The organism is Novosphingobium umbonatum (assembly GCF_004005905.1).
Taxonomy (GTDB): Bacteria; Pseudomonadota; Alphaproteobacteria; order Sphingomonadales; family Sphingomonadaceae; genus Novosphingobium; species Novosphingobium umbonatum.
In genome coordinates this window covers 152,711-165,543 of the sequence record NZ_SACO01000008.1, presented here as the reverse complement: position 1 = coordinate 165,543, position 12,833 = coordinate 152,711, and the positions used below count along the sequence as shown (strand labels likewise).

7 protein-coding genes are annotated in these 12,833 nt (G+C 60.1%); 3 read left to right on the top strand and 4 right to left on the bottom strand.

What is annotated here, in order from left to right:
- Positions 1 to 158: 158 nt before the first annotated feature.
- From EOE18_RS12010 to EOE18_RS12000, 3 genes are all read right to left on the bottom strand, one after another.
- Positions 159 to 737 (bottom strand): hypothetical protein, encoded by a 579-nt coding sequence (locus EOE18_RS12010; RefSeq protein WP_127709804.1) that lies wholly within the window; start codon positions 735 to 737, stop codon positions 159 to 161.
- A 467-nt stretch (positions 738 to 1,204) separates the two neighbouring features.
- Positions 1,205 to 4,153, bottom strand: a complete 2,949-nt coding sequence (locus tag EOE18_RS12005) for a TonB-dependent receptor plug domain-containing protein (protein WP_127709802.1) — start codon at positions 4,151 to 4,153, stop codon at positions 1,205 to 1,207.
- Positions 4,154 to 4,454: 301 nt separating this feature from the next.
- Positions 4,455 to 5,171 carry an IclR family transcriptional regulator gene (locus EOE18_RS12000; RefSeq protein WP_127709842.1) on the bottom strand — a complete coding sequence of 239 codons (717 nt, stop codon included), beginning with the start codon at positions 5,169 to 5,171 and terminating at the stop codon, positions 4,455 to 4,457.
- Between the two features lie 353 nt (positions 5,172 to 5,524).
- On the opposite strand from EOE18_RS12000, the gene EOE18_RS11995 reads away from it, so the two are divergent.
- Complete coding sequence (locus EOE18_RS11995) at positions 5,525 to 8,440, top strand: TonB-dependent receptor (protein WP_127709800.1); 2,916 nt, start codon at positions 5,525 to 5,527, stop codon at positions 8,438 to 8,440.
- Positions 8,441 to 8,502: 62 nt separating this feature from the next.
- Here EOE18_RS11995 and EOE18_RS11990 read toward each other — a convergent pair whose 3' ends face one another.
- Positions 8,503 to 9,723, bottom strand: coding sequence for a rhamnogalacturonan acetylesterase (locus tag EOE18_RS11990; RefSeq protein WP_127709798.1), 1,221 nt, complete (start codon positions 9,721 to 9,723; stop codon positions 8,503 to 8,505).
- 78 nt (positions 9,724 to 9,801) lie between these two features.
- Between EOE18_RS11990 and EOE18_RS11985 the strand changes: the two genes are divergently transcribed.
- A complete protein-coding gene (locus EOE18_RS11985; protein ID WP_127709796.1) occupies positions 9,802 to 11,346 on the top strand; it encodes an alpha-N-arabinofuranosidase in 1,545 nt (514 codons plus the stop codon).
- The gene (locus tag EOE18_RS11980; protein ID WP_127709794.1) at positions 11,346 to 12,764 is read left to right on the top strand and encodes a rhamnogalacturonidase; all 1,419 of its coding nucleotides are present in this window, start codon (positions 11,346 to 11,348) and stop codon (positions 12,762 to 12,764) included. The genes EOE18_RS11985 and EOE18_RS11980 overlap by 1 nt, the downstream gene beginning before the upstream one ends.
- The last annotated feature ends 69 nt before the right edge of the window (positions 12,765 to 12,833 follow it).

The following is a 12,833-nucleotide window of genomic DNA, read 5'->3' as shown; positions in this document are numbered from 1 at the left end:
CCGGCAATGACAGCTTCCGCTTCAGGGCCAGTTCCGCCACCCCAAAATCCAGAAAGGTATAAACCCAAAGCTTGACCTTGACCGCCATGGGCAGCACATAACCCATACCCACCCGGGTCAATTCTCAGTGAAAATTTACGCCCCTCCCGGGTCAATTCTCAGCGCAACTCAACAGTCAATGCATTGACTGCAAAATTGGCGCCAATTTTCTGGCCGCTGGCGGAATAGATTTGCGCGACAAGGCCGCCATCGCTGCCATCCCCCATCTGGCCGCTGTAGTCCCACCATGCGATGACAAAATTGCCATTGGCCAGACTGGCCATGCGCGGGTTGCATTGGGCGGCATTGGTGGCGGTGTTGACAAGGAATTCGTCCCCGACCTTGGCACCGGCCATGGTGTAGATCTGTGCCTTGATGGCCCAGTCGGAACTATCGCCCAACGAACCGCTGTTGTCGCACCACGCGATCACAAAATTGCCATTGGCAAGGCTGGCGATCGAGGGGTTGGTTTGTTCGTGAGAGGTAGAGGTGTTGACCAGAAATTCGGCGCCGACCTTTGCGCCATTGGCGTTGTAGATTTGTGCCTTGACGCCATAGCTGTTGGCATCGGCATATTGATCGTTCCACGTGATCACGAAACCGCCATCGGCCAGTCGCGCCACCACAGGTTCGTATTGCTCACCCGACGTTTGGGTATTCACCAGAAATTCTGCGCCAAACTTGGTATACTCGGCCATAATGGCTGCCTCTCGCGGAAAAAATGCTTTCTAGCCTCGCGCGTTATCAGCAATGCACATGTAATTATGGGTGTGTGATGGCAACTTGGGGGGTGATTGCCCTCATTGTCATAAATTTAGTGCAAATATTGGTGCGAATGCCTTGTGCATAGGGTGTATGAATAAGACAAAACCGCCGGTTTTGCCGAAGCTTCATTGGTCGGCTTCGATGTATTAGATTTTACATTCCGAGAGGATTTGCAAGTCATTTTAGGCTTTAAGCCATTAAGTAATATAGATAAAATGGTCTAACTTGGCGGAATTTTGTTATTCGCCATCACCGCGTGCTTCGCGATCCTCGAACCAGCGCCATGGGATCGTCATGGTTTCGACGCAAAAAAAAGGGGCGGCTTCCCCTATGGAAAGCCGCCCCTTGATTGTTCGCTTGGCAGGGCCCCTGGCTGAGCGCCAAAGGCCTGCCGCGGCGATTACATCTTGGCCGAGATACCGACGCGGAACTCGCGGCCGATCAGGCCGGCATAGTGCCAGGTGGTCAGGAAGTTTGGCGCGCTGGCATAGGCGGCGGGAGCCACCGGAGCCTTGGCGTTGAACACATTCTTCATGGTGGTGAAGAAGTTGACCTTGTCGGTGACCTTGACGTTCACGTTCAGGTCGTTGTTGATGAAGGGGCTGACAAAGCAGAAGTTCTTGCCCGTACCATACAGGTTGGTCGAGCAAGCGGTCGACAGGTTGCCCTGATCGGTGGCCACTTCCTTGATACGGCCCACATAATAGGTGGTCAGGCTGACCGAGACCTTGCCGATGTCCAGCGTGTTCTGCCAGTTGCCACGGATGCGCGGCGTGCCATTGCCCGAGGACAGGTCATAGGGACCGAAAGTGCCCGCATATTTCTGCACGCCGGTGCTGGTGTGCAGGTCATAATTGATCACATAGGTCGCCTCGACGCGGCTGGTCCACTTGATGTTGTTGGCCAGACGCAGGTTCACCGTGGCCGAAGCATCGATGCCCGAGGTCAGCGAATAGTTCGCGTTCACATAGGGCACGTTGATGATCAGCACGCGGGGCAGGGCGTTGGGATAGAGCGGGTCAACCGAGTCCACGGTGTTCACCGAATAGCCCGGTCCAACCGCAGCCACAGCCGCCTGAGCCGCCGCCAGCGTGGTCGAGTTGTAATAGGCGCTGACCGCCTTGCCGATGTCGGGGCCCGATACGATCAGGTTCGACTTCTTGATGTTGTAATAGTCAACCGTGAAGCTGAACCAGCGCGTGGGCTGGACAATGGTGCCCAGCGTGAAGCTGCGCGAGGTTTCGGGCTTCAGGTTGGGGTTGCCCACCACGCCACGGCCCAGCGAGTAGGACGTGTTGTACGAATTGCCATTGGCACCGCACTTGGTGAGATCGCCCGAACCGCCATGCGCCAGAATGAAGTTACAGGGCGCGGTGGTGGTCACGAAGCCGGCATACTGGCTGCGCGGGCCGCTTTCGGCGAAGGTCGGGGCGCGGAAGCCTTCCGAATAGGTGCCGCGGATCGCGAAAGCCTTCGACGGGGTGAACTTCAGGCCCATCTTGGGCGAGAAGCGGCCGAAACCTTCCGAGTAATGGTCATAACGACCCGAAATGTTCAGATCGAGCGGTTGCAGCAGCGGAGCGTCAACTTCGAAATAGGCCGCCGACACGGTGTGCTGGCCAAAGGCCGAAGCCGTGGTCAGGCCATAGGTGTCGAGATTGACGTTCTGGTTGTTGTTTTCCAGCTTTTCGGCGCGGATCTGGCCACCCACGGCCAGCTGGGCCTTGCCACCGGGCAATTCGAACAACGGGCGGGCAATCGAGGCGTCGATGCCATACATGGTCGAATAGGACGGCGTGGTCTTGTCCGGCGCGATAGAGGCGCGAACGGCGGCACTGTTGAGCGACGGGTTCACGAAATTATACGAGCCGGTGTTGATCGCCTTCATCAGATTGGCGATGTTGATCAGGCCATGCTGCGTGATCGACATATTGTCGCGCGCATAGACGCCTTCCACGCGCCAGTCGGTGCTGTCACCAATCTTGCCGTTAAAGCCGCTGGTGAAGCGATAGACGTCATTGGTGCGGTCGCTGCCTGCGGGGATATCGCCGAACATGTAATAGATGCGGGCCGCACCATTGTTCGGGTCATTGGCATAGGCGGTGGCATAGGGGTTGTTCGGGTTTAGCGTGCGATCAGCAGCCGTTGCGCAATTCACGCCCGACGAACAGATATATACGGGCAGAACGATGCCGGGGTTCGACGAGGCGATCGAGGGCGAGCCGCCGAAGGGCTGGGTGTTGCGGATAACCGAAGGCGTGCCGCTGATCGACACATAGCTGCGGCTGAAGCTGCCGGTGATGTAGCCTTCCACCGAATCCGACACGCGGAAGCTCAGGCGGCTGTTGACCGAATAGCGTTCCTGCAGCGGCTGGATCTGGCGATACATGTCGACCAGATCATATTTGCAGCCGGTGCCCGCCGCCACGGTGAAAGTCCCGCGCGAGCAATTCGCCAGACCGGGCGCCGTGTAGGTGGAGCCGAACACCGAACCACCCGACAGCGGGTTGTTCAGGTCGCTCTGCGTGCCGCGGATCATATAGGCGGTGGGCACGTTGACGGTCATAGAGGAGTCGCCGGTATTCTTGTCGATACCGCCGATGGGCGTCAGGTCCAGCGTGTTATAGGGGAAGCCGCGGCTGGCGTTCGAAACGCGGCCGTTGCGCTGATATTCGCCGTTGATGTAGAAGTTATAGCCCTTCTCATCATAATCGCCGAAACCGGCGGTCAGCTGGGCGCGCTGATAGCTGGCATCGCCATGGCCGGAAATGCCGCCTTCAACGCGGCCTTCAACGCCCACAAACTTCTTCTTCAGCTTGATATTGACCACGCCGCCGATGGCATCCGCACCATAGCTGGAGGATGCGCCGTCTTTCAGCACTTCGATCTTGTCCAGCAGGCTGAAGGGGATCGAGTTGAGGTCGACATAGGCGTTGTGGCCGTCATCGTTCAGCGGGAAGTTGGTCGAACGCAGACCATCGATCAGCACCAGCGTCGAGGACACGCCCAGACCGCGCAGCGAAACGGCCGAACCACCGGCGGAAAAGCCGCTCTGGAAGCCGGTGCCGATCGAGCCGGCGCCGTCAGCCGAGATCGAGCGGATCGCGTCCGAGGCGGTGGTGATACCGGCGCGGGCCAGCGATTCCGACGACAGCACGGTGACCGGCGAAGGGGTTTCGGTGTCGGTACGGCGGAACAGCGTGCCGGTGACGACGATTTCCTTCACTTCTTCGGCGGGCTTGGGTGCCTGCTGCGCAAAGGCGGGAGCGGCGGCCAGAGCCACGGCGCAGGCCATGGCGGCAACGCCGTAGTGCAACGCGGGACGAAGAGCGTTGGTGAAATTGGACATGGTTGTTTAATTACCCCTCAGAGCGATCCGGACGCGCCTTTCGGGCGCGGGAGCCGGATTTTTGCTCGCAATTTACATCGGTGTTAGCCCTATGGCGCCGGATTTTGCGAGGTTTCAACCATGCTTTGAAATATTGTGAAATATTACAGAAACACTGTGTCGGATGGGTAACAGGTTAAATTCCGGAGGAGGCTGTTTATCGCTCCGCCGGAATGTCTTTGGATATCAGAGATGAAAGTGGGATTTGGGCCTTGGCTGGCCACAAAAAGCCCCTGCCAGACAGCAGGGGCTCTATGCCATCTTACGGTCGCCAGCCAATCGCCGCGCTAACATCTGCCGCACATTGCTTGACGCGCGCCGTCAGGTCTTCGGCAATATCTTCGGTCAGATAATGGGCGGCGCTGGCAATACTGATCGCGACACAAATGGCACCGCGCGCGTTACGAACCGGTGCTGCAATCGAGCGAACCCCATCGCCCAATTCGCTGTCATGGCGGACAATGCCCTCGGCCTTATATTGCCGCATCAGCATCAGGAAACGATCCAATTCTTCCGGCGTGCCTTCCTCGGCATGGGCCTGCTTCCACAGCTTCTTCCAACTGGCTTCCGTGTCATCCAGCATCAGCGCCTTGCCCAGACCGGTTTCGGCAATCGGGCGGCGGTCGCCCGGCGCGGTGGCCACGCGCAGGCGCTGGCGGCCGGTCACGCGGTCAAGGTGGCGGGACCAATTCCCTTCGCGATTGCCGATGAACACGCAAAAGCCGGTCTGCGCCGAAAGCGCCTCCATGCGGGGGCGGGCAATGCGGACATAGTCGGTCTGTTCGCTGGCCAAGACGCCCAGTTGCAGCAATTTGGGCCCCAGCGCGAAACCGTCCGGCGTGACCGCCAGATAATCCCGCATGCGCAACGCATGGGCGAGGCGATGCGCCGTGGTGCGGTTCATGCCCAGCTTGCGCGCCAGATCGGCGGCGCGGATCGGTCCGTCGATCACCTCGTCCAGAATATCCAGCGCCCGCATCAGCGTTTGCGCGCCTTTCACCGTGGTGCTGTCGCTGGATGCGTCAGCCTCTGTTTCAAGTGCGGTTTCGGGCGAGCTTTTGTCCTGTTCCATAGTTTCGCTATCTAGCGAATTTGGGGCGCAACGCAATCGTGATGCACACAATGTGAAACGAGGCGGCGGTGTGTGCATTATGCAACAGTGCGAAAAATCCGGTTTGTTGCGCCAATTTGCCCTATATGTGAAACATGCTTGCAATATGTGCGTTGACAGCCGCCACTCCGGACCATTACCAAGATGATCAAACAGGCCAAGCCCAGACGCGACTCGCGGATTTGGGGAAAGGCTTGGACCGGGACATATTGGAGGATGAAATGGGGCGACTTTCTACAGCACAATTGCGCGTGGCCACTTCGGCCATGGCGCTGGTGGCGGCGGGTTTTACAGCAGCATGGGGCACTTCGGCCATGGCGCAGGCTGCACCCGAGGCACCTGCTTCTGATGCGGCTATCGTGGTAACCGGTTTCCGCTCCTCGCTCAACGCGGCTTTAAGTGAAAAGCGGAATGCCTCGGTCGCCATTGACTCGATCAAGGCCGAAGACGTGGGCAAGTTCCCTGACTCCAACCTCGCTGAGTCCATGCAGCGCGTGCCCGGCATCGCGCTGGCCCGTGGTGACGGTGGCGAGGGCAAGAATATCTCGGTGCGCGGCCTTGGTGCGGCTTTCACCCGCGTTCGCCTTAATGGCATGGAAGGCACCGCCCAGACCGGTTCGTCCGACATTTATGGCGCGGGTAACACCGGCCGCAGCTTTGACTTCAACGTCTTCCCCACCGAAATCTTCTCCGAACTGGCCGTTCGCAAGACGCCCTCGGCCGATACCGAGGAAGGTTCGCTGGGCGCGACGGTGGACCTCAAGGCGCCGCATCCGCTGGATTTCCACAAGCCTTTCGTCGCCACGGTTTCGGCCAAGGGCGTGTGGAACGAACTGAGCAAGAAGATGGATCCGCGCGTATCCGTGCTGCTGTCCAAGCAGAACGAGGCGGGCACTTTCGGCGTGCTGGCCACTTTTGCCTATAGCAAGCGCAACATCCGCGAAGTGGGCTATTCGGCGGTGAACATCCTGCCTGCCTATGTGAATGGCGGCTTCTGCTCGCCCTTGGGCTATGCCACCCAGAACCCTGTCAATAACACGCTCAAGGGCGTGGATGCGGCCAATTGCTCCACCGGCAATCCACGCACCAGCAGCACGGCGGCCTATAACCTTATCCAGTCGCGGCTTGGCATTGCCAATGTGGCTGGCGGCGGCGCCTTCTTCCCGCGCATCCCCCGCTATGTGAACTCGCGTCAGGATGCCAAGCGCATGGGCGGTTCGCTGTCCCTCCAGTGGCGCCCCGATGACCGCACCGAGATCAGCCTTGATAACCTTTACTCGCGCTTCGATGTAACCCGTTGGGATAATTACATCGACGCCTTGTCCTTTGCCCGCAACGCCAACAACAACGGGCAGCCGATGGTGTCGGTCACCGACCTGCAATTGAAGGACAATGGCTCGCTGCTCTATGGCGCGTTCAACGGCGTGGACCTGCGTTCGGAAAGCCTGCGCGACCATTTCATCTCGACCTTCGCCCAGAGCAATCTGCGCCTGCGCCACGATTTGACGGACAAGCTGGAAGTCAATCTAATGGCGGGCTGGTCGCGTTCGGTGTTTGACAATCCGGAGCGCCTGACCGTCAATCTGGACGCGATCGACACGCCCAATTTCACCATCGATTTCCGTAACAATGCCAGCATCCCCACCATGAAATATGGCATTGATGTCGCCAATCCGGCCAATTTCCGCTACGCGCCGGGCTTGGCCGATGGCACCGTGCTGGGCAATTGGAACATCATCAGCCGCAAGGCCACCACGCGCAATCTCAGCTTCGAAGCCGAGACCTCGTGGAAGGCTAGCTCGGTCTTCACCTTCAAGGCTGGCGCGCAATATCGCCAGAGCGCTTTCAAGAACAATGTCCGCGCGGTTGCTCCGGCCAATACTGCCACCACGGCTCTGCCCGCGGGCACCAGCGTGGCCGATTTCACCTATCAGATCACCGGCCTCAACACGCTGCTGACGCCGGGCGCTTTCTCCAGCTTCCTTGCCACCGATATCGACAAGTGGAAGAAGGCGGTCGGTTACGACAATTTCAAATTCTGCGGCGCGGAATGCGGCACCGGCTCGCCCGAAGTGCGTGAGGAAATTCTGGGCGCCTATGCGATGACCCAGTTCAATTTCGAAGACCAGCTGCCGATCCCCGTTCGCGGCGACATTGGCCTGCGCATGGTCAACACCCGCCAGCATACGGTGGGCTATATCCCCACCGCTGTTACCGGTGGTGCCTATCCCACGGTGGCGGTGCCTGCGATGGTGGATCGCAGCTATACCGACTGGCTGCCCTCGGCCAATGTGGTGCTGGAGTTCAACCCCAAGCTGCTTGGCCGTCTGTCGGCATCCAAGGTGATGAGCCGCCCTGAACTGGGTTCGTTGCCTTCGGGCGGTGCGTTCAATGCCACCACGCGCACGGCCACGATCGGCAATCCCTATCTGGACCCGATCCGCGCCACCGCGTTTGACGCGGCGCTGGAATGGTATTTCCGCCCCGGATCGCTGGTGTCGGTAGCCTTCTTCCACAAGAATATCGGCACTTTCATCCAGTCGGTCAGTTCGCTTGTGCCTTTCAACCAGTTGGGCCTGCCCGATGCGTTGTTGGCCGGATCGGCTGCCAATTCGGCGGATCTGTTCACCGTCAACCGTGCCCAGAACACGCCTGGTGGCAAGCTGAACGGCTTTGAAGTCAACCTTCAACTGCCCTTCACCTTCCTGCCCGGACCTCTGCGCAATTTCGGGATGCTGGCCAATTACACCCGCGTGTCGGCCAACATCACCTATAATGTGCAGGCCAATTTGAACGCGGTGGCCGATTTGATCGACATGTCGCGCAACACGGCCAGCGGCACGCTCTATTACGAAAACAGCAAGTTCTCGATCCGCGGCACGATCAATTACCGCGACCGCTTTATCCGTGGCATCCCCTCGGGCGCCAATGACAGCGACGTGCGTGCCAACCAGCCCACCACCTTTGTCGATGCCTCGGCCAGCTATAATCTGACCAAGGCCGCCAAGCTGACGCTGGATGTGGCGAACATCACCGACGAACACAATGTGCTCTATATCGACAGTGGCCGTCAGGACCCCCTGTTTGACTCGCGCATTGGCCGCACCGTGACGGTGGGCATCAACGCCAAGTTCTAAAAGAACTTTTACGCTCCCCCGCGTAGCAGGGCCGCCGGACATTTGTTCCGGCGGCCCCTTTTTTAATTGCCCAAAGGGCGCTGGCTGCTGTTGCCCTTGCTGGCGGGAATGGTGATGGCCTGCGGATGGGCCGGATCAAAGCGGGGCACGGTCAGGTGAGGGGCCAGTGCCGGAAGCGCTGCGCGGATGCCATCGGCGATGATGCGCGCGGCCATCCATGCGCCCCAATTGTTGTAATGGGTGCGATCCTTGCCGCCATCGTTGAACATTTCGGGCGCCTTGTCCGGCCCCAGCGCCTCGTAAAGCGTGATGCTGGCGCGGTTGAGGTCGATCACCGGCACGTTGAGTTCGGCCCCCAAGGCGCGCATCGCCTGCGGATAATCGCCCAGGGATGGCACGATATGCCCCTGCGCATCGAAATTGCGCCTTTCGGGGCTGGTGACCAGCACAGGATACGCGCCACGCCGCCGTGCCTCGGCAATATAGGCGGCCAGATAGGCGCGATAGGTGGTGCCCGCCTCGGCATAGGTCTGGGGCCATTGCGCTTTCTGGTCATTATGGCCGAACTGGATGAACAGATAGTCGCCCGCTTTCATCAGGCTCAAGGCCTTGTCCAGACGCAGATCGGCGAGGAAAGATTTGAGCGTCGCCCCGCTTTCGGCATAATTGGCCACCGCGACATTCTCGTCGACCATGGCGGGCAGCATTTGGCCCCAACTGGCGGTCGGTTCGGTCGGGTGGTCGGCCACCATGGAATCGCCCACCAGAAACAGCGTGGGCACTTGGGCTGGTTCGATGGAGATTTGCCGCAGGGCAGGGCGGCCCAGCATTTCCAGCGTGAGCGCATGGTCCCAATTGCGCTGGGCGGCCTGATCGGGGCGCAGGCGGACTTTTGCTGCGCCCGGTGCATTCTCCGGCACCGCGCCCAGATCCGCATTATGCACATGCACGACAAAGCGCTTCACCACCGTCTCGCCCCGCTTTGTGCCCGCATCCAGCAGCATCAGGCGGCGGTTCTCGGCCTTGATCGTGGTGCTGGCGGTGGCTTTGGCATCGCCCAGTTCCACCGTGACCAACCAATTGCCTTCGCCCACCGGAAAGGACAGCGCGCCGTCTGCTTCATAGACCGCTGTTCCATGGCCGCTCACCGCTTCCAGCTTGGCGCCTACCTGCGCTGGTCTGTTCAAGTGCCACACGCGCGGGGTGGCGGCAGGCGCATTCTGGCTCACCATGGCCAGTGCCAGTAGCGGCGCGAACAGCAGGTTTCGATAGGGGCGTAGCATGCTCTCTCCATGGGCTTGATTTCCGATATATGAAATATATTGTCGCTATATGCATATAATAACAAGTTGGGAGAAGCCATGATTCGCGTCCTTACCCGCCTTTTGCTGGGCTCTGCACTGGCATTGGCGAACGCCCCCGCCGCCATGGCGCAGGAAGCGGCCACGCTGCATGGGGAAAGCACAGGTCCCACCATCGACCGCCGCATTTTCAGCCAGTTTGCCGAGCATCTGGGCTATGGCATTTATGGCGGGATCTGGGTGGGGACGGATTCCAAAATCCCCAATATCAAAGGCTATCGCAAGGATGTGGTAGAAGCCTTGCGCGCGCTGCATGTGCCCTTGGTGCGCTGGCCGGGGGGCTGCTTTGCCGATGAATATCACTGGCGCGATGGCATTGGTCCGCGCGCCAAGCGTCCGGTGAAAATCAACACCCATTGGGGCGGCGTGACCGAGCCCAACACATTCGGCACGCATGAATTCATGGACTTTGCCGAATTGATCGGCGCGGAGGCCTATATCTCGGGCAATGTGGGCAGTTCCCCCGCAGGCGAGATGGAAGAATGGGTGCAATATATCACCGCGCCCGAAGGCACTCTGGCGCAGGAACGCGCGCGCAACGGGCGCAAGGCGCCGTGGAAGCTGCCCTATTTTGGCATCGGCAATGAATTATGGGGCTGCGGCGGCAATATGAAGGCCGATTATGCCGCTGATGTTACCCGCCGCTATGCCACCTTTGTCAAACCGGCCTTTGGCACCAAAATCCAGAAAATCGCCAGCGGCGCCAATGGTCCGGATGCGCACTGGACCGAAGTGATGATGCGCGAGGCGGGCAAGCTGATCGATGGCATCGGCCTGCATTATTACACCCTGCCCGGCGACTGGAAGGCCAAGGGTTCGGCCACGGATTTCAACGAGACCGACTATGCCCGCACCATGGCCAAGACATGGAAGATGGAGGAATTGCTGACCAAACATGCCGCCGTGATGGACAAATATGATCCGGCCAAGCGGGTCAATCTGGCGGTGGATGAATGGGGCATCTGGACCGATGTGGAGCCGGGCACCAATCCGGGCTTTCTCTATCAACAGAACTCGCTGCGCGATGCCTTGCTGGCGGGGGTGAATATCAATCTGTTCATCCGCCATGCCGACCGCGTCCGGATGACCAACATCGCCCAGATGGTCAATGTGTTGCAGGCGATGATCCTGACGCGCGACGCGCAAATGGTGCTGACGCCGACCTACCACGTGTTCGACATGTATCGCCCGTTTCAGGATGCCACTTCCCTGCCGCTGGACCTGCCCAAAATCTGGTACGGGCGGGACGAATGGGTGGTGCCCGCGCTGCATGGCGCGGCGGCGCGGGGCAAGGACGGGGCGGTGCATGTCGCGCTGGTCAATGTGGACCCCGACAAGGCGCAGCATCTGGAAATCGCCCTGTCAGGCGTGCAGGCGAGCGCGGTGAGCGGGCGGGTGTTGACCGCGGCGCGGGTGCAGGATGTGAATGACTTTGCCGATGGCGTAAGGGTGAAGCCGGTTGCCTTTAACGGCGCCGCCCTGCGCGATGGGAAGCTGGTCGTGGATCTGCCCGCCAAGGCTTTGGTCGTGCTGGAGCTGCGCTGATGCTGGTATCGAGTGACGGGCAGGCTTTGGCCCATCATGCCATTAACGAAGCTATCGCCCATGCCCATGCGCAGGGCGGGGGTGTGGTGGAGCTGCCGGCGGGGCGCTATCTGTGTTTCTCCATCCGCATGCTGTCGGGCGTAAGGCTCCATCTGGCGGCGGGCGCGGTGATCGAGGCGGCGGACCCTGTCTTGCATGGCGGCGCCTATGATTTGCCCGAGGATAATGGCGAGCAGCTCTATCAGGATTTTGGCCATAGCCATTGGTGCAACAGCCTGATCTGGGCCATCGGCCAAAGCGATATTGCCATCACCGGCCAAGGGCGGATCGAGGGCAAGGGCCTGACCCGCAACGGCCCCGGTTCACGCTGGCGCGCTCAGGCGGGGGAACGGCCTTTGTCCATGGCCGCGATGAGCGAAGAGGAAGTGGCCGCGCTGGAAACCGGCCATGCCGCGATGCAGGGGTTGGGCAACAAGGCGATTGGCCTGCGTGAATGCCGCAATGTCGAGATTTTGGGCATCACCATCGCGGGGGGCGGGCATTTTGCCATTCTGGCCACGGGGTGCTGCGGCATAGTGCTGCGTGATCTGGCGATTGATACCGAAAGGGACGGCATCGATCTGGACTGTGTCAGCGATTGTCTGGTTGAACATTGCCGCGTCAACAGCCCCAATGATGATGCGATTGTGGTGAAAACCAGTCTGGCCTTGGGGCGGAAGGTCGCGTCGGAAGATATCACTATCCGCCATTGCAGCGTGTCGGGCTATGATCTGGGCACGATGCTGGATGGCACTTTCGGGCGGCAGCAGGAACTGGCGCCCGACCGCGACAAGGTGACGGGCCGGATCAAGATCGGCACCGAAACCAATGGCGACATCCGCCGCGTGCTGATCGAGGATTGCCATTTCGAGCGCAGCCGCGGCTTGGCGATTGAATGCGTGGACGGGGCCTGTGTCGAACAGATCACCGCCCGCCGCCTGACCATGCGCGAGGTGACCAGCGCGCCGATCTTCCTGCGGCTGGGCGCAAGGCTGCGCGGGCCGGAGGGCACTGCCATCGGCCAGTTACGCCATGTGAGCGTTGCCCAGGTGGAGGCCAGCGGGATTGGCCATGAATTCCCCGCCATGGTGGTGGGCCTGCCCGATCATCGGGTGGAACATGTGGAGCTGCGCGATCTGCATTTGGCCTATGCCGGTGGCGGCACGCCGGAGGATGCCGCGCTTGATCCGCCCCTTGTCCCCAGTGCCTATCCCGAACCCAGCATGTTTGGCGTGGTACCCGCATGGGCGCTGTGGCTGCGCGATGTGCGTGATGTGGTGGTGGATAATCTGGTGGCCACGGTGGAGGCGGAGGATGCGCGCCCCGCCATGCTGTTTCACCATGTGGACGGGCTGAAAATGACCCGCATAGGTCTGTAATCACCCATTCCAGCGTGGTTTTGCCCATTTGCGCGATTGACGCGACGCAAGGGCGAATGTATCATAATA